General features: G+C 74.9%; 14 protein-coding genes. 3 read left to right on the top strand and 11 right to left on the bottom strand.

Translation table 11 applies throughout. The features are described from left to right. The first annotated feature begins 405 nt into the window (after positions 1-405). Positions 406-1,788: a lysine N(6)-hydroxylase/L-ornithine N(5)-oxygenase family protein gene (locus KPF22_RS13400; RefSeq protein WP_208819121.1), complete on the top strand. Its 1,383-nt coding sequence runs from the start codon at positions 406-408 to the stop codon at positions 1,786-1,788. Positions 1,789-1,955: 167 nt separating this feature from the next. On the opposite strand, the gene KPF22_RS13405 is transcribed toward KPF22_RS13400, so the two are convergent. From KPF22_RS13405 to KPF22_RS13430, 6 genes are all read right to left on the bottom strand, one after another. Next, positions 1,956-3,767 (bottom strand): ABC transporter ATP-binding protein, encoded by a 1,812-nt coding sequence (locus KPF22_RS13405; protein WP_208819122.1) that lies wholly within the window; start codon positions 3,765-3,767, stop codon positions 1,956-1,958. Next, positions 3,764-5,506, bottom strand: a complete 1,743-nt coding sequence (locus KPF22_RS13410; protein ID WP_224402231.1) for an ABC transporter ATP-binding protein — start codon at positions 5,504-5,506, stop codon at positions 3,764-3,766. The genes KPF22_RS13405 and KPF22_RS13410 overlap by 4 nt, the downstream gene beginning before the upstream one ends. A 218-nt stretch (positions 5,507-5,724) precedes the next feature. Further along, positions 5,725-7,131, bottom strand: coding sequence for a uracil-xanthine permease family protein (locus KPF22_RS13415; protein ID WP_208819124.1), 1,407 nt, complete (start codon positions 7,129-7,131; stop codon positions 5,725-5,727). A 127-nt stretch (positions 7,132-7,258) separates the two neighbouring features. Then, positions 7,259-8,245, bottom strand: coding sequence for an ABC transporter substrate-binding protein (locus tag KPF22_RS13420; RefSeq protein WP_224402232.1), 987 nt, complete (start codon positions 8,243-8,245; stop codon positions 7,259-7,261). A 92-nt stretch (positions 8,246-8,337) separates the two neighbouring features. Then, a complete protein-coding gene (locus KPF22_RS13425) occupies positions 8,338-9,774 on the bottom strand; it encodes an aspartate aminotransferase family protein (protein WP_224402233.1) in 1,437 nt (478 codons plus the stop codon). A gap of 11 nt (positions 9,775-9,785) precedes the next feature. Further along, the gene (locus KPF22_RS13430; protein ID WP_224402234.1) at positions 9,786-10,943 is read right to left on the bottom strand and encodes a GTP-binding protein; all 1,158 of its coding nucleotides are present in this window, start codon (positions 10,941-10,943) and stop codon (positions 9,786-9,788) included. Positions 10,944-11,127: 184 nt separating this feature from the next. Between KPF22_RS13430 and trpS the strand changes: the two genes are divergently transcribed. Continuing rightward, positions 11,128-12,195, top strand: coding sequence for a tryptophan--tRNA ligase (gene trpS, locus KPF22_RS13435; protein ID WP_224402235.1), 1,068 nt, complete (start codon positions 11,128-11,130; stop codon positions 12,193-12,195). Here the strand turns inward: trpS and KPF22_RS13440 are convergent. Beyond that, entirely contained in the window at positions 12,167-12,811 is a 645-nt protein-coding gene (locus tag KPF22_RS13440; protein ID WP_224402236.1) for an MOSC domain-containing protein, read from the bottom strand. The genes trpS and KPF22_RS13440 overlap by 29 nt on opposite strands. Positions 12,812-12,859: 48 nt before the next feature. Further along, positions 12,860-14,371 carry a long-chain-fatty-acid--CoA ligase gene (locus KPF22_RS13445; RefSeq protein ID WP_224402428.1) on the bottom strand — a complete coding sequence of 504 codons (1,512 nt, stop codon included), beginning with the start codon at positions 14,369-14,371 and terminating at the stop codon, positions 12,860-12,862. Between the two features lie 115 nt (positions 14,372-14,486). On the opposite strand from KPF22_RS13445, the gene KPF22_RS13450 reads away from it, so the two are divergent. Next, positions 14,487-15,728, top strand: a complete 1,242-nt coding sequence (locus KPF22_RS13450; RefSeq protein WP_224402237.1) for an MFS transporter — start codon at positions 14,487-14,489, stop codon at positions 15,726-15,728. A 76-nt stretch (positions 15,729-15,804) separates the two neighbouring features. On the opposite strand, the gene KPF22_RS13455 is transcribed toward KPF22_RS13450, so the two are convergent. From KPF22_RS13455 to KPF22_RS13465, 3 genes are all read right to left on the bottom strand, one after another. Next, on the bottom strand, positions 15,805-17,340 hold the full coding sequence (locus KPF22_RS13455) for an acyl-CoA synthetase (RefSeq protein ID WP_224402238.1): 1,536 nt from the start codon (positions 17,338-17,340) through the stop codon (positions 15,805-15,807). A gap of 96 nt (positions 17,341-17,436) precedes the next feature. Next, positions 17,437-17,781 carry an Lsr2 family protein gene (locus tag KPF22_RS13460; protein WP_208819133.1) on the bottom strand — a complete coding sequence of 115 codons (345 nt, stop codon included), beginning with the start codon at positions 17,779-17,781 and terminating at the stop codon, positions 17,437-17,439. Between the two features lie 219 nt (positions 17,782-18,000). After that, complete coding sequence (locus KPF22_RS13465) at positions 18,001-19,140, bottom strand: MBL fold metallo-hydrolase (RefSeq protein ID WP_224402239.1); 1,140 nt, start codon at positions 19,138-19,140, stop codon at positions 18,001-18,003. Positions 19,141-19,177: the final 37 nt, after the last annotated feature.

Raw genomic sequence — 19,177 nt, forward strand, 5'->3', positions numbered from 1 at the left:
GAAGCACTCCGGTCGAGGGGGGATCGCTCGTGCGCAACTGGGACTGGTGAACCGTCATCGGCGCCGCGCGGGACACGGCCGTCCCGCGCGGCGCCGCCGTTCCGCGCCCTCGCGCGGCCGGGGTCGCCACCGGCCGGCGCGCTCACGCCCCGGGTGGCAGGGGAGGCCCTCTCATCAGATCTGATGACGCGCGGACGGGCGTGCGACACCCTCGTGCGGCGGTGCGTGCACCGTGACGCCCTGTACTCCCAATGGGTGACACCTGTGTCACGTCAGGGCGCTGACCAGTGCGGACGGCCTCTCGCGGCCGGGCCTCGGCGATCACCCCCTAGGCGGGACATCCACCTTCGTGTTGCAGTTAGCCTCGCCTTATCTGAGGCGTGCCGAAGCAACGAGAGGACCGTGATGGCGAACCCCGCGAACGCGAACCCCCACTCCACCCCGGAGGTACTCGACGTGGTGGGGGTCGGGTTCGGGCCGTCGAACCTCGGCATCGCCATCGCCCTGCTCGAGCACAACGCGACGGTCCCGGCCGACGCGCGGGTGAGCGCCCGCTTCGTCGAGCGCCAGGAGCGGTTCGGCTGGCACCGCGGGATGCTGCTCGAGGACGCGACCATGCAGGTCTCGCACCTCAAGGACCTGGTCACGCTGCGGAACCCGACCAGCGGCTTCTCCTTCCTGTCCTACCTCCACGACCGGGACCGGCTCGCCGACTTCATCAACTACGGCTCGTCGTTCCCGACCCGCCGCGAGTTCCACGACTACCTGGAGTGGGCCGCGGCACGGCTGGGGGAGATCAGCGCGGCCGCCGGGTCGGCGGTGACGGTCGACTACGGCAGCGAGGTCGTCGAGATCGAGCCGGTCCGCGGCGGGAACGGCGTGGAGCTCGTCGACGTCGTCGTCCGCACCGGGGACCGGGTGGAGCGCCTGCGCGCCCGCAACGTCGTCCTCGCCTGCGGGCTCACCCCCGTCCTGCCGCGCGGGATCACCGTCGGCGGCCGCGTCTGGCACAACCGCGACCTGCTGTTCCGCACCCGCGAGCTCGCCGGGACCGAGCCGACCCGCTTCGCCGTCGTCGGCGCCGGGCAGAGCGCCGCCGAGACCGTCGAGCACCTGCACCGCACCTTCCCGACCGCCGAGGTGCACGCGGTGTTCGCCCGCTACGGCTACAGCCCCGCCGACGACACCTCCTTCGCCAACCGGATCTTCGACCCGGCCGCCGTCGACGACTTCTACACCGCGCCGGACGAGGTCAAGGACCGCATCCTCGGCTACCACGCGAACACCAACTACTCCGTGGTCGACCCGGAGCTGATCGAGGGCCTCTACCGCACCCACTACCACGAGCGGGTCGCCGGGACCGAGCGTCTGCGCTTCCGCAACGTGTCACGGGTGGCCGACGTGGTCGACGTCGGGGACCGGGTGGAGCTGGCCGTCGAGTCGCTGATCGACGGCTCGCGCGAGGTCATCACCGCGGACGCCGTCGTCTACGCGACCGGCTACCGCCCCGCCGACCCGCTGTGGCTGCTGTCCGGCGGCCTCGACGAGGCCTGCGCCCGCGACGCCCGCGGCCGGCTCGACGTGCACCGCGACTACCGGCTCGGCACCACGGCGCTGGCCGACGGCACCGCGGTGCGCGCCGGCTTCTACCTGCAGGGACCGACCGAGCACACGCACGGCATCACCTCGACCCTGCTGTCCAACATCGCGGTGCGGTCCGGCGAGGTCGTCGCCTCGCTGACCGGCGCCCCCGTGCCGTCGACGGCGCCGACGCCCGTCGTCGTCTGAGCGCGACCCCACCCGTTCCGCCGGTCCCGGGGAGACCCGTGTCCACGAACCCGGTCGACGACCCCGAGGGCGGCTTCCACGCGCTGGTCGGTACGCCGGTGCGGTGCGGTGCGGCTCGGGGGAGCACCGCGAGCAGCTCACCCACGCCGGACTCGACGAGCGGGTGGTCACGGGACCCCACCTCGGTCGCCGGCGGGCCGGACGGGCTCACCGCGCAGGCCGGTCCAGGCCTGCCACAGCTGGGCGAAGCGGCCGCCGGAGGCGACCAGCTCGGCGTGCGTGCCGGTCTCCGCGGTCCGCCCGTCCTCGAGCACCAGGACGAGGTCGGCGTCGGCGACCTGGCTGAGCCGGTGCGCCACGACGACGGCCGTACGGCCGGCCAGCGCGGCGTCGGCGGCGCGCTCCAGCTCGGCCGCGCCGGCGCTGCCCGCCTCGGCGGTCGCCTCGTCGAGGATCACCACCGGCGGGTCGGCCAGCACCAGCCGGGCCAGGGCGAGCTGCTGGGACTGCACCACGGTCAGCGCGTGCCCGGTGTCCCCGACGACGGTCTCGAGCCCGTCGGGGAGCCGGTCCACCCAGTGCGCCGCGCCGACGGTGGCCAGGGCGGCGCGCAGGTCGTCGTCGGTGGCGTCCGGACGGGCCAGGCGCAGGTCCTCGGCCAGCGGCCCCGCGAACACGTGCACCTCCTGGGTCACCAGGACCACCGGCGCCCGCCCGGCGCGGTGGTCGATGCGCTCCAGCGGCACGCCGCCGATCTCGACCGACCCGGCGTCCGGGGTGTGCATCCCGGCGACGAGCTTGGCCAGCGTGGACTTGCCCGCCCCACTGGTCCCGACCAGCGCGACCCGGGTACCGGGCGCCAGGTCGAGGTCCACCCCGGACAGTGCCGGGTGGCCGTCGACGTAGGAGTGGGTCAGGCCGCGCACCCGCACCCGCGCGTCGGTGGGCACCGCCGGGTCCGCCGGCGGTGCGGGCGGGTCGATCTCGGCGACGCCGACGATGCGCCGCAGCCCGGCGACCGCGGACTGGGCGGCGTCGAGCTGGAACAGCATGATGTTGATCGGCGTGAACAGGTTGATGAAGTACAGCGCCGCCGCGCTCGCCGTGCCGATCGTCGTGCTGCCGCTGCCGACCAGCACGAACCCGGCGACCAGCACCCCGCTCAGACCGAGGACCTCACCGGCGTTGAGCCGGCCGAAGAAGCGGGTCTGCAGCACCACGAGCCGCTGCCCGATCCCGGCGACGGCCTCGGCGCGGGCACGGACCCGGTCCAGGTGGTCGTCGGTGAGGCGGAACGCGCGCACCGTGCTCACCCCGGCCGCGGTGTCGAGCAGCTGCTGCTGCTGGGCCCCGCCCGCGATGCGCTCGTCGTCGTAGAGCGGGCCGGAGCGGCGCAGGAACCAGCGGGCGGTGACCACCTGGATCGGCACCGCCAGCAGCGCGCCGAGCAGGAACCGCCAGTCCAGCGCGGCGAGCGCGACCAGGGTCAGGCCGATGATCAGCGTGGCCCTGGCGAACTCGGGCAGCGCCTCGCGCACCGCCTCGCCGACGACCTTGACGTCGTCGGTGACGCGCGAGGTGAGGTCACCGGACCCGGCCTGCTCCAGGGTGTCCAACGGCAGGTCCAGCGCGCGGGCGACGAAGCGCTCCCGCAGCCGGGCCAGCATCGTCTCCCCGACCCGGGCGATCAGCGCGATCCCGGCGAAGGCGAGCACACCCTGGACGACCGCGACCCCGGCCAGGGCGACGACCGGCGCGGTCAGCGCGGACGGCTCCGACCCTCGGGCGGCGAGGTCGACGATCCGGCCCAGCAGCGGTGCCGCGACCAGGCTCACCGCGGCCCCGGCGACCAGGGCGACGAGTGCGGCGACGGCGGTCCCGCGGCGCGGCGCCAGCAGCTCGCCGAGGACGGCGCGGGTGCGGCGCCCGTCGGCGACGGGCAGCAGGCGGGGTCCGGACGGCTCGGTCCCGGTGGTCATCCGGTCACCACCCTGCGGTAGTCGGTGTCGTCGGTCATCAGCTCGGTGTGCGTCGCGTCCGCGACGACGCGGCCCTCGCGCAGCACCACCACGCGGTCGGTGACCGCGAGCAGCGCCGGGCTGGTGGTGAGGAGCACGGTCGTGCGGCCGGTGCGGTGCTCGCGCAGCCGGGCCGCGATCTCGGACTCGGTGACGGCGTCGACGGCCGTCGTGGGGTCGTGCAGCACCAGGACCGGGGGGTCGGCGGCCAGCGCCCTGGCCAGCGCGACCCGCTGGCGCTGCCCGCCCGACAGGGAGCTGCCGCGCGAGGTCACCGGGGTGTCCGCGCCCTGCGGGAGGGCCTCGACGGCCTGGTCGGCGCGGGCCGCGGCCATCGCCGCGACCGTCGCGGACCCCGGGGCCCGGTCGCCGGTCGCGGCGGTGACGTTGTCCAGGACGGTGCCGGTGAACAGGTGCGCGTCGTGCGCCGCGACCAGCAGCGTGGACCGGGTGGCGGCCGGGGCGAGGTCGTCGACGCCGGTGCCACCGAGCAGGATCCGCCCCTCGTCGGGTGCGACGTCGCGGGCCAGGCAGCGGGCGAGCGCGGTCGCCGCGGACGGGTCGGGGGCGACCACGCCGAGCAGCTGCCCGGTGGGCACCTGCAGGTCGAGGCCGTCGAGCGGGCCGTGCCGCAGCCCGGCGACCGCCAGCGCGGCGGCGGGGTCCGTGGGGTCGGGGGTGGGGCCGGCATCCCGGCCGTCGCGACCGGGGCCGACGGCGGGCGGCGCGGAGAGGATCTCGGCGATCCGCCCGGCCGAGGCCCGCGCCTGGGCGAAGCGCGCCCCGGCGATGCCGAGGGTCTGCAGCGGCCCCACGAGGAACTGGGCGAGCCCGACCGCGGAGACCAGGTTGCCGACGGTGATGGACCCGTCGAGGGCGAGCAGACCGCCCACGAGCGCGATGACCGCGAGGAACAGGCCGTTCGCGAGCTGGACGGTGCCGAGGAAGCCGGCCTCGGCGCGGGTCGCCCGGAGCGTGGCACCCAGGGCGGTGCGGCTGCTGGCCGCGTACTGCTCGGCGGCGGCGGGCCCGGCGCCCAGTCCCTTGAGGACGCGGATCCCGGACACCAGGTCGGCGGCGGTGCCGGCGGCGCGCGCGGCCCGCTCCTGCTCGGCGCCGCTGCGCCGCTCCAGCGGCCGGCCGACCCGGCCGATCAGCCACAGCAGCGGCGGGGTGCCGAGCAGGATGAGCAGGCCCAGGGGGAGCGAGATCCGCAGCAGCGCGACGGCGGCGACCACCAGCGCGGCCGCGGCGGCCGCGGCCGTGGGGATCCAGAAGTTCATCATCGCGACGCGCTTGGCGTCGGCCACGGCGATCGAGGTGATCGAGCCGGGCAGCCTTCCGGTCTCGGCGCCGCCGCGGTGGTCCAGCAGCCGGGCCGCCACCCGGGTGCGCAGCCCGGCGTCGGCACGCAGGTCGGCGTGCAGGGCCTGCCGCGCGCCGAACCGGTAGCTGTAGGACAGCATCGCGAAGTCCGCGGCCAGCACGAGCAGCCAGATCACCAGGCTGCCGACGTCGCCGGTCGCGACCGCGCGGTCGATGACGACGCCCACCAGGACCGGTACCAGTGCCTCTCCGACCTGGTGCCCGCACAGCAGCACGGTCGCCGCCGCGACCCGGCCGCGGAACGACCTGATGGTGCTGCGGACCACCTCCCGTGCGGTGACCCGTGCGTCACCGGTGCCCCTGCGCTCGGTCATGAAGGGAGGCTAACCTCACCGACGCGCGGCGATCAGGACGGTGGGTGTGGTCCGCCGCTCTCCGGGTCGCGCACCGCCCGTCGCCCGTCGTCGCGGACGGGCACGCCGACGTCGCCCGGGCCGACCGGGCCCGGCGCCCGCACCACCGCCGTGCGGCGGGCGTCCGGCGGCAGCGCGATCCGCTCGGTCTCGTCCGACCCGGCGCGGCGGCCCGGGCCTCAGCCGAGCGGCCCGCCGGCCCCGTCGCCGGAGGGGCGCCGGTCGGCGGGGAGCAGCGCGTGCAGGGCGTGGTAGCCGACGAGCACCACGATCGTGCCCAGCGCGATCCCGGACAGCTCGAACCCGCCCACCGACAGGCTCGCCCCGCCGATGCCGATGATCAGCCCGGCGGACAGCGGCACCAGGTTCGCGGCGTGGGCCAGGTCGACCCCGTTGCGGATCCAGATGGCCGCCCCGAGCAGCCCGACCATGCCGTAGAGGACCACGGTGAGCCCGCCGAGCACCCCGCCCGGCACCGCGACGATCAGCGCCCCGAACTTCGGGCAGAACCCCAGCAGCACCGCGACGGCCGCGGCCACCCAGTACGCGGCGGTGGAGTAGACCCGGGTCGCGGCCATCACGCCGATGTTCTCCGCGTAGGTCGTGGTGGGGGAGCCGCCGACCAGGCCGGCCAGCGTGGTGCCCGCGCCGTCCGCGGCCAGGGCCCGGCCCAGGTACGGGTCGAGGCGCTCGCCGGTCATCCCCTCGACGGCCTTCACGTGCCCGGCGTTCTCCGCGACCAGCGCGATCACCGAGGGCAGCACGAGGAGCGCGAAGGCGAACGAGAACGTCGGCCAGTGCCAGCCGGCGATCTCCATACCGTCCGGACCGGTCTGGGTGGCGGGCGGCAGGCCCACCCAGTCCGCGGACCCGACCCCGGACAGGTCGACCCGCATCCGGGTGCCGACGTCCCCGCTCGCGTCGGGCGCGGTGATCGGGCCGGTCGTGGCGTCGAGCAGCAGCGAGAAGGCGAACCCGGCGACCAGGCCGATCAGCACCCCGATCCGGCCCCAGAACCCCGGCAGCAGTACCGCGGCGGCGATCACCACGACCATCGTCACCAGCGCGGCCCACTGGTCCTGTGGCCAGTAGACGGTCGAGGCGACCCCGGCGAGGTTGAACCCGATCAGCATGACGACGGCGCCGGTCACCGCGGGTGGCAGCAGCCGGGACACGACGCGGGCGCCGACCAGGTGCACGACCACGCCGACCAGCAGCAGCACCACCCCGGCGACGACGATCGCGCCGGTCACCGCCGCGGAGTCCCCGCCCTGGGCGCGGATCGCCGCGACCCCGCCGACGAACGACGCCGAGGACCCCAGGTAACTGGGGACCCGGCCGTGGGTCATCAGCAGGAACAGCGCGGTCGCGACGCCGGACATCAGGATCGCGATGTTCGGGTTCAGTCCCATCAGGACCGGGAAGACGAACGTCGCCCCGAACATCGCGATCACGTGCTGGCCGCCGAGGCCGACGGTGCGCGGCCAGGACAGCCGCTCGTGCGGGCCCACGACCTCGCCGGGCGGCGGGGCCTTGCCGCCGTGCACCACGGTCCAGCCGCGCCGTCGTTCCCGCGTCGAAGTCACCGAGCCCCCCACCGTGGCCCGCCGCCCTGACGGAGCCGCGATCACAGTCGTCGGCGCGGCCGGGCGGGACAAGGGGTTGCGCACACCGGTGACGTGACGTTCACGGCACCGGTGCGCGGGCGCCGGCTCAGCTGCCGGGGGCCCGGCCCTGCAGCGCCGCGTCGAGCTGCGGCGCGACGGAGTCGATGGCGTAGGGCAGCGACAGCGGGCTGGAGTAGCCCAGCGCGGCGGCGAACTCGGTCTCGAACGGCCCGAGGTAGGCGACCCGGCCCTGCTGGACCGCCGGGATCGCGCGGAACACCGGGTCGGCCTCGGACTCGGCGCGCGAACGGCCCAGCACCACGAGCACGTCGCTGTCGAGGTCGCCCTGGCGCTCCAGCGAGAGGGTCTGCGAGTCCGGCCGGACGGTGAAGCCGAGGCCGGCGAAGATCTGGGCGCGCAGGTCGTCGGTGCCCATGTCGTAGGGGACGCCCTCGATGAAGAAGTCCATCTTCAGGTTCTTGCCCGCGAACCCGGGGTGGGCCGCCTTGGCCTCGTCGAACTCGGCGCGGGTCGCGGCGATGACCTGCTCGGCCTGCTCGGTGCGCCCGGTGGCCTGCCCGGTGATGCGGGTCTGCTCCTCCCAGCCCGCGGCGTTCGTGCCGTCGGGGGTGCCCTGGGCGACGGTCGGCGCGATCTGCGACAGCGCGGTGTAGGTCGCCTGGTCCATGAAGGAGTAGACGCCGAGGATCAGGTCGGGCTGGAGTGCGGCGACCTGCTCGACCGGGATCTGGGACCCGGTCAGCAGCTGCGGCTGCGTCCCGCCGAGTGCCTCCTGCGCCCAGGGGCGCTTCGCGTAGTCGTAGTCGCCGATGTTCTCGCGGACCCCGACCGGCTTCACGCCGAGCGCGAGGGCGAAGTCGGCGTCGTTGAAGCCGACGGTCACGACCCGCTGCGGCGCGGCGGGGATCGTCGTCTGCCCGAAGGCGTGGGTGAGGGTGACCGGGAACGCCCCGGTGGGGGCGTCGGCGGGGGCGGGCTGTGCCGCGTCGCCGGAGCCCCCGGAGGAGCAGCCGGCCAGTGCCAGCAGCAGGACCACGCACGCGGCGAGCGCGCGGAGCAGGGGTCGGGGCATGGGGGCGGTCCTTTCGACGGGACCCGTGCGGGCGCCGGGGGATCAGGTCAGTACACCCTTCTGGGTGGACAGGCGAACCTTACCCACGGCGGTCACGATCGGGCAGACAGGACATCCCACACGACGTCGAGGTGCTCGCGGCCCGTGGTGACCCCGCCGAACGCCACCCGGACCACCGGGTGCCCGTCGACCTCGGTGCCGGTGAGCAGCACCCGTCCGTCGGCGTTGGCGCGCTCCAGCAGCGCGGTGGTCGCGGCGTCGCCGGAGCGCGAGCGGAGGCAGACCAGGGACAGCACCGGTGCGCACGCCAGCTCCAGGTCGTCGTGCCCGCGGACCCGCTCGGCCAGCTCGGCGGCGAGGTCGACGTGCCCGCGCAGGTGCGACCGCAGCCCGGACAGTCCCTGGCCGTGGAGCACCGCCCACAGCTTCAGCGCCCGGAACCGACGCCCGAGCGGGACCTGCCAGTCCCGGAAGTCCACGACGGCGCCGGAGTCGGAGTGCGCGTCGCGCAGGTAGGCCGGGGTGATCGACAGCGCGGCCGGCAGCGCGCGGGCGTCGCGCACCCAGAGCAGCGAGGCGTCGAACGCGGTGAGCAGCCACTTGTGGGCGTCGGTGCAGAAGGAGTCGACGCCTGGCCCCGGGCCCGGGTTCACGCCGTCGAGCACCCAGCGGTGCTCCGGGCAGAGCGCGGCGACGCCCGCCCACGCGGCGTCGACGTGCACCCAGGCCCGGTACGGCCGCGCCGCCGTGACCAGTGCCGCGACCGGGTCGCTCGACCCGGTCGAGGTCGTCCCGACCGTCGCGCACACCAGCACCGGGACCAGCCCTGCGGCGACGTCCGCGGCCAGGGTGTCGGCCAGCGCGGCCGGGTCCATCGCCCGGGAGCCCGGGGTGCACGGGACGGTCCGCAGCCCGTCCGCGCCGAGCCCGGCCACCCGCACCGCCTTGGCCAGCGACGAGTGCGTCTCGGCCGTGACGTAGACGCGTTCCCGGCCGGTCACCCCGCGCACGCGCCAGCCGGAGTCCGGGTCCGGCGCGGCCCGGTGCAGCGCGGCGGTCAGCGCGACCAGCGCCGCCGAGGACGCCGAGTCCTGGATCGAGCCGCCCCCGCCGCCGTCGTGGGTGAACGTCTCGTCCAGCCCGAGCGCCCTGGCCAGCTGGTCGGTGACCGCCTGCTCCACCTCGGTGCACGCGGGCGAGGTCGACCAGAGCATGCCCTGCGCCCCGGCGCCGCCGGAGAGCAGCTCACCCAGCAGCGAGGTCAGCGAGGCGTTCGCCGGGAAGAACGCGTGGAACCCGGGGTGCTGCCAGCGGGTGTCGGCGTCACCGGTGACGGCCTCGACCAGCGACGGGAACGCCGCGAGCGGCTCGGGGTCCTCGTTCGCCTCGCGGGGGAAGCGGGCCCGCACGGTGCCGGGCTCGACGACGTCGCGGACCGGGTGGCGTTCGATCCCGGCGCGGGCGTCGGCGACGGCGTCGACGAACAGGTGGCCGAGAACTCGGAACTCGTCCGGGGTGAGGTCGGGCACGTGCCCGGACGCTACCCGGCCACGGGCGTGTGCTCGTGGAGCCCGTGGTCGTGCAGGTCGTCGAGGTCCCAGGCGGGCAGCGGGTCGTCCAGGTCGCGCCAGGAGCCGGGCCCGGCCAGCAGCTCGTCGTCGGTGAGCAGGGCCGGGTCGAGGCGCGCCGTGACGGCGTCGCGGGTCAGGCCGAGCCCGATGAACACGATCTCCTGCCCGCGCGGGCCGTCGAACGACGACCACGGCGCCGCCGGATCCAGGGCCATGTTCGGGCCGGCCTGCGACCACAGGCCGGCGACGTCGGGCCGGGTCGCCAGCCAGCAGAAGCCCTTGCTGCGCAGCAGGCCGGGCCATTCACCGAGCGCGTCGAGCAGCCGGGCGGGGTGGAAGGGGCGTCCGGCCCGCCAGGTCACGCTCGCGATCCCGTACTCCTCGGTCTCGGGGGTGTGGCTGCCGTTGAGCTCCTGCGCCCAGCCGGGTGTCGCGGACGCCGCCGCCGGGTCGTAGCGGTGGGTGTCGAGCAGCTCGGCGACCGGCACGTCGCCACGCACCGCGCGGACCCGGCGTGCGCCCGGGTTCATCCGCGACAGCAGCGCCTCGATCCGGCCCAGCGCGTGCGGCGCGACGAGGTCGGTCTTGTTGAGCACCAGCAGGTCCGCGAACTCGACCTGGTCGGCGAGCAGGTCCGACAGGGTCCGCTCGTCGCCCTCGGCGGCCTGCAGCTCGCGGTCGGCGAGCGAGTCCTCGCTGGTCAGGAGCGTCTCGAAGGTCGAGGCGTCGACGAGGGTGACCATCGTGTCCAGCCGCGCGACGTCGGAGAGCGCGGTCCCGTCGTCGAAGGTCCACTCGAACGTCGCCGCGACCGGCATCGGCTCGGAGATCCCGGTCGACTCGACGACGACGTGGTCGTAGCGCCCCTCCGCGGCCAGCTCGCCGACCGTGGTCAGCAGGTCCTCGCGCAGCGTGCAGCAGATGCAGCCGTTGGTGAGCTCGACCAGCTTCTCCTGGCTGCGGTGCAGGTCGACCAGCGCGCCGTCGATGTTGACCTCGCTCATGTCGTTGACGACGACGGCGATCCGCCTGCCGTCGCGGTTCGCGAGCAGGTGCTCCAGCAGCGTCGTCTTCCCCGCGCCGAGGAAGCCGGACAGGATCGTGACGGGAACGCGACGGTCGGCCATGCATTCACGATAACCATTGTCGATAACGGCGGTGTAGGGTGCCCCCGTGCGCACCTCCCGTCCGGTCTGGTGGCGGCTGCTCCCCGCAGCCGCGTAGACGCACGTCACCGTCATCCCGGGCTGCCCGAGCAGCCCGGCGGCAACCGGTGTGTCTCGTGCAGCTCCCCGTTCCCAGGAGCTGATCATGGATTCCCTCGCCGCCACCGTCGCCCGGATGCCCGCGCTGCGTGCCGCCGTCGCCGCCGACCCGTCGTCGCACCGGGTGCTGACCGGGGAGCGGCCGACCGGCCCGCCGCACCTGGGGCACCTGGTGGGCACGATCTCCGAACGCGTCCGGCTGCAACGGTCCGGAGTGGACGTGCTGGTGATCCTCGCCGACTACCAGGTGATCACCGACCGTGAGGTGGCCGACCGGCTGTCGGACCACGTCCGCGGCGCGGTGCTCGACCAGCTCGCCGCCGGGCTCGACCCGGACCGCACGACGGTGTTCGCCCACTCCGCGGTGCCCGCGCTGAACCAGCTCATGCTGCCGTTCCTGTCGCTGGTCTCCGAGGCCGAGCTGCACCGCAACCCGACGGTGAAGGCCGAGCACGCCGCGTCCGGGCGCGCGTTGTCGGGGCTGCTGCTGACCTATCCGGTGCACCAGGCCGCGGACATCCTGTCCTGCCGCGCCGACCTCGTTCCGGTGGGCAAGGACCAGCTCCCGCACATCGAGCTCACCCGGGTGCTGGCCCGGCGCTTCGCCGAGCGCTACGGCCCGGTGTTCACCCCGCCCGAGCCGATGCTGACCGACACCCCGGAGCTGCCCGGGCTCGACGGGCACAAGATGTCCAAGTCCCGCGGCAACGCCGTCCCGCTCGGCGCGACCGCGGACGAGACCGCGGCGCTCGTGCGCCGCGCCCGCACCGACCCCGAGCGGCGCATCACCGTCGACCCGGACGGCAGGCCCGGGGTGTACGGGCTGCTCACGACCGCGGCCCTGTGCCTGGGCCGCGACCCGCACGAGCTGGCCGCGACCCTGGACGGGGCCGCCGCGCTGAAACGGCTCACCACCGACGCGGTCAACGACCACCTCGCCGGGCACCGCGCGCGGCGCGCCGAGCTGGCCCGCGACCCCGGGCTCGTCGACGACGTGCTGGCCCGCGGCAACGCCCGCGCCAACGCGCTGGCCGACGAGACACTCGACGCGGTCCGCACGGCCATGGGGATGCGCTACGGCCGGGTCAGCGCCGGGACGCGGTCCGCTTCGTGACGGTCTCCCGGATCTTCGGCGGCAGGTGCTCACCCGCGGCCAGGAGGTCCGGGAGCCGGGCCGGCTCGGCGAGCAGCGCCCGGAACGCGTCGGCGACGGTGACGCCGTGCCCGGGCCGGTGCTCGACGGTCACGGCGTCGCCGGCGCGGATCTCGCCGGGGGACAGGACCCTCAGGTAGGCGCCGGGGCGGGCGGCTGCGGTGAACCGCTTCACCCAGCCCGCCCGCTCCAGGTGCGCCGCGAAGGTCCGGCACGGGATGCGCGGCGCGGTCACCTGCAGCAGCACCCCGCCGACCCGCCAGCGCTCGCCCAGCTCCGCGCCGCACACGTCGACGCCGCGGGTGGTGAGGTTCTCGCCGAACATCCCCGCCCGCAGCGGGCCCAGCTCGGCGGCGAAGGACTCCAGGTCCTCCCGGGCGTAGGCGTAGACGGCCTGGTCCGGGCCGCCGTGGTGGTCGGCGTCGCAGATCGTGTCGCCGGCCAGCCCGCTCGCCGCGGGCGCCGGGACGTCCACCCGGACCGCACCGGGTACCGGCCGCTTGTCGATGCCCGAGGCCCCCGCCTTGGCGAGGATCGGACGGGACACCCCGGTGTTCACGGACTCCACGACGGACACCCCCGCGACGCTAGGCGTCCCACCGCCGCCGACGCGAGCGGGTTCGTGTCACACGGACCCGTGGAGGCGGCGCAGCTCGGTCTTGAGCACCTTGCCCGACGGGTTGCGCGGTAGCACCTCCACCAGCGCGAGCCGGCTCGGCTGCTTGTAGCGGGCCAGCCGGTCGGCGCACCACGCGGTGAGCGTGTCCAGGTCCGGCGGGGCGGCGGGGTCGGCGGGCACGACCACGGCGAGCGGGGTCTCGCCCCAGCGCGGGTCCGGCACCCCGACGACCGCGACGTCGGCGACGCCCGGGTGCGCGGCCAGCACCTCCTCGACCTCGGCGCTGTACACGTTCTCCCCACCGGAGATGATCATGTCCTTGGCGCGGTCGACGACGAAGTAGAAGCCGTCCGGGTCCTCGCGCACCAGGTCTCCGGAGTGGAACCAGCCGCCGCGGAACGCCTCGGCCGTCGCCTCCGGGCGGCCCCAGTACTCCCGCATCACGGTCGGACCGCGGTAGACGATCTCGCCGACCTCGCCGCGCGGCACGTCGTTCATGTCCGCGTCCACGACCCGCACCTCGACGCCGACCATCGGCGTCCCCACCGAGCCGATCTTGCGCACCGAGTCCTCGCCCCGCAGCGCGCAGGTGACCGGGCTGCACTCGGTCTGCCCGAACGCGGTGACCACCATGGCCTGCGGGAACGTGTCGATCATGGTGCGGATCAGCGTCGTCGACGCGGGGGCGGCACCCCAGGTGATCCGGCGCAGCGCCGACAGGTCCCGCTGCGCGATGCCGGGCACGGCGCAGATCGCCTGCCACTGCGCCGGGACGAAGAAGCACGACGACACCCGCTCCCGCTCCAGGGTGTCGACCGTCGCGACCGGGTCGAAGCCGCCCGACGGTGGGATGATCACCCGGCCGCCCGCGATCAGGGTCGGGAGCATCCCCGACAGCCCGGCGATGTGGAACAGCGGAGCCCCGGACAGCGACACCCGGTCGTCGCCCGCGGTGCCCAGGTGCGTGATCGACAGGAACGCGTGCAGCATCAGGTTGCGGTGGGTCAGCACCGCGCCCTTCGGGCGGCCGGTCGTGCCCGAGGTGTACATGATGTAGGCGGGCTCCTCGTCGGCGACGTCGTCGCCCCAGTCGCCGGGGTCGGTCCCGGCGAGCAGCGCGCCGAAGCCCTCGCCGAGGGTGAGCACCGTCCGCACCGACGGCGCCTGCTCCCGCGCGGCCTCCACGGTCGCGGCGAACCCGTCGTCGCAGAGCACGGCGGTGGGGGTGCAGTCGGTGAGCTGGAAGGCGACCTCGCCCGCGGTCAGCCGGAAGTTCAGCGGCACGCAGATCGCGCCGCGGCGCAGCACCGCCAGATAGCTCTCGACGAGCTCGACGGAGTTGAGCCCGAGCACCGCGACCCGGTCCCCGCGGTCGACCCCCCGGTCGGCGAGCACGGTCGCCAGCCGGGACACCCTGTCGTCGAGCTGCGCCCAGGTCCGCGACGTCCGCGGGTCGGCGAGCGCCGGCCCGTCCGGTGTGGTCCGTGCGTGCCGCGCGACGACGTCCGCCGCGGTCATCCCGTGTCCCGTGATCGTCCCCACCGGTGGCCTCCCGAGCCTCGACTGCCCTGCCACTGTGGTCCCGCTCACCCCGGTGGGGCAAGATCACGGCCCGCCGTGCAGGGTGACGCCGGTGAGCACGACCCCCGACGGCAGCGGTCCCGACGGAGCCGACCCCGAGGGCGCCGACCCCGGCGGTGCCGTCCCCGACGGCACCCGCCGGCTCCGGCTGCTGCAGCTGGCGTCGCTGACCAGCACCGTCGACCGGTTCGCGATCGCGCCGCTGCTGGTGCCGATCGCCGCGTCGTTCTCGGCGCCGCTGGCCGCGGCGGCCGCCGCGGCCGGGGGCTACTTCCTCGCCTACGGCCTCATGCAGGTCGTGTGGGGGGTGCTGTCCGACCGGATCGGCCGGGTCCGGGTGATGCGCCTGGCCCTGGTCGGCGCGGTGCTGGGCGGGGTCGCCTCGGTACTGGCCTCGACCCTCGCGGTGCTGGTCGTCGCCCGGGTCGCCACCGGCGCGTGCACGGCGGCGCTGATCCCGGCGGCGCTGGTGTACGTCGGTGACACCTGGCCCGCCGCGGTCCGGCAGCGGCCCCTGTCGGACCTGCTCGCGGCGACCGCGCTCGGCACCGCCGTCGCCACGGCCGGGGCGGGCCTGCTGGCCGACCTGGCCGGGTGGCGCGTCGTCCTCGGTACGACGGCGGCCGGCTGCGCGGTGCTGTTCGTCGCGCTGCGGGCGCTGCCCGAACCCGACGGCGCCCGCACCACCTCGCGCGGGATCGTCGACGCGGTACTCCGCCCGCTGGCCGCGGTCGCCGGGAACGGCTGGGCGCGGCTGGTCCTGGTGCTCGCCTTCGTCGAGGGCGCCGTCGTGCTCGGGGTGCTGACCTACCTGGCCCCGTCGCTGCAGGCCGGGGGCAGCTCCGCCGCGCTGGCCGGGCTCGCCGCCGGGGGCTACGGCGTCGGCGCGGTGCTGTTCTCCCGGGTCGTGCGACGCCTGGTCGGACGCCTGCGCCCGGCCGCGCTGGCCGCCGTCGGGGGCGGGTTCCTCGTCGTCGCCTGGGTGTTCCCACTGGCCGTCGTGCACCCGGCGACGGTCGCCGCGGCCGGGCTCTGCCTGGGTGGGGCGTGGGCGTTCCTGCACTCGACCCTGCAGACCTGGGCGACCGAGGTCGTCCCGCAGGCCCGCGCGACCGCCGTCGCGCTGTTCGCGACGCTGCTGTTCCTGGGCAGCTCGGCCGGCACCGCGCTGGGTGCCCCGCTCGCCGATGCCGGGCGCTTCGCCCCGCTGTTCGCCGCCGCCCTGGTGGCCTCGGTGCCGCTCGCGCTGGTCGCCGCCCGTACCCGCGCCCGCTACGCCCGCCGGGCCACCTGACCCGCGCTGTGTGCTCCCAGGGTCACTTTCGTGGCTTAGAGCGCCACGAAAGTGACCCTGGGAGCACGGTGGGGCGTCACACGTAGCGGTCGCGCAGCTCCCGCTTGACCAGCTTGCCGGTGGGGGTGCGCGGCAGGAAGTCGGTGAAGTCCACCGACGAGGGCGCCTTGTAGTGCGCGATCCGCTCCCGCGCGAAGTCGATCAGCTCGCGCTCCAGCTCCGGACCCGCCTCCACGCCCTCCGGGGGCTGGACGACGGCCTTGACCTTCTCGCCCATCTCGTCGTCGGGCACCCCGATGACGGCGACGTCGAGCACCTTCGGGTGCAGCGCGAGGGCGTCCTCGACCTCCTGCGGGTAGATGTTCACTCCGCCCGAGATGATCATGAACGCCTTGCGGTCGGTGAGGAAGAGGTAGCCGTCCTCGTCGAGGTAGCCCAGGTCCCCGGTGGTGGTCCAGCTCTCGTGCTCGGGGTGGGTCGCGGCGAGGGTCTTGCCCGGGTCGTTGTGGTACTCGAACGGCCGGACGTCGCGCTCGAAGTAGACCGTCCCGATCTCGCCCGGGGCCAGGACGGCGCCGGTGTCGTCGGCGATCCGGATGGTGCCGAGCCCGGCGCGCCCGACCGAGCCGGGACGCTCGCTCCACTGCGCCGAGTCGATGAAGGTGATGCCGTTGGACTCGGTCGCGGCGTAGTACTCGTGCAGGACCGGACCCCACCAGTCGATCATCGCCTGCTTGACGTCCACCGGGCACGGCGCGGCCGCGTGGATCGCGACCCGCATCGAGGACACGTCGTAGGAGGCGCGGACGGACTCCGGGAGCTTGAGCATCCGCACGAACATCGTCGGCACCCACTGCGAGTGGGTGACCGAGTACCGCTGGATCAGCTCCAGGGCCTTCTCGGGGTCGAAGCGCTCCATCACCACGACGGTGCCGCCGAGTGCCTGCACCGTGGCGGTGAACCGCAGCGGCGCGGCGTGGTAGAGCGGGGCCGGGTTCAGGTAGACGGTGTCGGTGTCGAAGCCGTACATCGACCCGAACAGGGCCTGGTAGGTGTCACCCGGCTCGTCGACCTGCCGGTCGGGCAGCGTCGGCTTGATGCCCTTGGGGCGGCCGGTGGTGCCCGACGAGTAGAGCATGTCCGCCCCGCGCGGCTGGTCGGCCGGCGGTTCGGCCGACACCGCGGCGAGGGTCTCGTCGTAGTCGGCGTAGCGCGACGCACCGGGGATCTCGCCGCCGAAGGCCAGCCGCACCGGGGTGTCGACGTGGTCCTCGATCGCCGCGGCCAGACCGGCGACACCGGCCGAGACGACGAGCGCCTTCGCGCCGCAGTCCCGCACGATGTAGGCCGCCTCGGGCGCGGAGAGGTGGTGGTTCACCGCGGTGATGTAGAGCCCCGACCGCTGGGCGGCCCAGTAGACCTCGTAGACCCGCGCGGTGTTCTCCGCGACGAGCGCGACGACGTCGCCCCGCTGCAGACCGGCCGCACGCAGGTGGTTCGCGAGCCGGACGGACCCCTCCTCCAGCTCACGGAAGGTCAGGGTCTCGCCCGAGCCCCCCATGATCACGGCCGGCTTGTCGGGGGTCGTGGCGGCGTGCGTGCCTGGGTACATCGGGGCCTCTCCGTCGGGGCGCGCCGCGGATCGCCCGGCGCACGTCTCTGGTCGGCCCGATCCTGCCATCCGGGGGGACCCCGGCGGCGGCAGCGGTCAGGAGTGCGCGTTCTGATAGGCCTCGAGAACCGAGGACGGGATACGCCCGCGCTCGGAGATCTTCATGCCCTGGGCCACCGCCCATTCCCGCACGGCGCGGTTCGCGGCGCGTTCCGAGGAGCTGGAACCGTTCGACGACGAGGTGCCCGAAGCGGGACTGCGCCGACCGGACCCGCGACGGGCGGCCGCGACGTAGGGCGCCAACGATTCCCGCAGCTTCTCGGCATTCTCGGTGGACAGGTCGATCTCGTAGGCGCGGCCGTCGACGGAGAACTCCACCTGCTCGTCGGCCTCGGTGCCGTCGAGGTCGTCGACCAGTGTGATGGTCGTCTGCTGCGCCACGTCGTCATTCCTTCCACGGGGGAATCACCGGATCGGCCGGAGACGGGAATCGCCCGGTCGGAGCCGGAACCGATTCTTCGGGCAGAACGATAAAGGATGCCGAACCGACCTGTCGAACCCCTGCCCGGAAATGGTCCGGCGCCGTCGTTTCGGGTCGGGGGATACGGCGTCCGGGCGACGGGAATGGGCGGAAAGGGTCAGTGGTGAACGTGACGTGAATCAGCGCGCGGTCGGCCACCACGGTTCGGTGGGAACCGCGGCGCGCGCGTCGTCGACGGTCGTGACGCCGGTCAGGTCGATCCGCTCGCCCGGGCGCGGCAGGGCGAGGACCACGTCCTGGTCGGCGGCGGACTTGCGGGCCCGCTCAGCGGGCTCGTCCCACGGGTGGAAGCCCAGGTTGAAGGTCGCCCAGTGGATCGGCAGCAGCACCCGGCCGCCCAGCTCGCGGTGCGCGGCGACGGCCTGCTCAGGGTCGGCGTGGATGTCGGGCCACAGATCGGCGTAGGCGCCGATCGGCAGCACCGTCAGGTCGAACGGGCCGTGCGCGGCCCCGGTGCGCGCGTGCGCCCGGGTGGCGCCGGTGTCCCCGCCCAGGTAGGCGGTGTGCCGCGGCCCCGCGACCTTCCAGGCGGCCCACAGCGTCGTGTTGCGGCGCAGCCCGCGCCCGGAGAAGTGCCGGGTCTCCAGGCAGGTCAGCTCCAGCCCGGCGACGGTCACCACGCCCTCCCAGTCGCGCTCGACGACCCGGTGCCCGGGCACGCCCCAGGCCCGCAGGTGCGCGCCCACCCCGAGCGGGCCGACGAACACCGCGGAGGTGTCGCGGGCCAGCGCGGTGACCGTCGGACGGTCGAGGTGGTCGTAGTGGTCGTGGCTGATCACGACGACGTCCGGGGACCCCAGCGCGGACAGCGGCCCGACCGGCGGGTGCAGGCGGCGCGGCCCGAAGCGCGGCACGGGGGAGGCGTACTCCGACCAGACCGGATCGGCCAGGACCCGTCGGCCGTCGATCTCCAGCAGGACCCCGGCGTGACCCAGCCAGGTCACCGCCAGCCCGGCGGGCTCGTCGGGGGACCGCAGCGGCGCGAGCGGCACCGTGGCCGGCGCGACGCCCTCGGACCGGCGGCCCACCAGCATGTTCAGGATCATCCGGGCGGAGGCCTTGGCCCGCGGCAGACCCGGCTCGGTGTTGGCGAACACGCCGTCGACGGCGTTCGGCGACCCGGAGGCGATCCGGTGGAGCTCGCCCGCGCGGGCCCCCATGTTGCGGCGCACGTGCACGCCGAGCGCGGCGAGGGCCCCGGTCAGGGCGAGCGGGACGGACAGGACGGCCGCGGTCGGGACGCGCTTGCTGCGGGACACGATCACCACAGTACGAACGACCGGGCCCGCTCCCCAC

Source organism: Pseudonocardia sp. ICBG1034, from assembly GCF_020131375.1.
Lineage (GTDB): Bacteria > Actinomycetota > Actinomycetes > Mycobacteriales > Pseudonocardiaceae > Pseudonocardia > Pseudonocardia alni.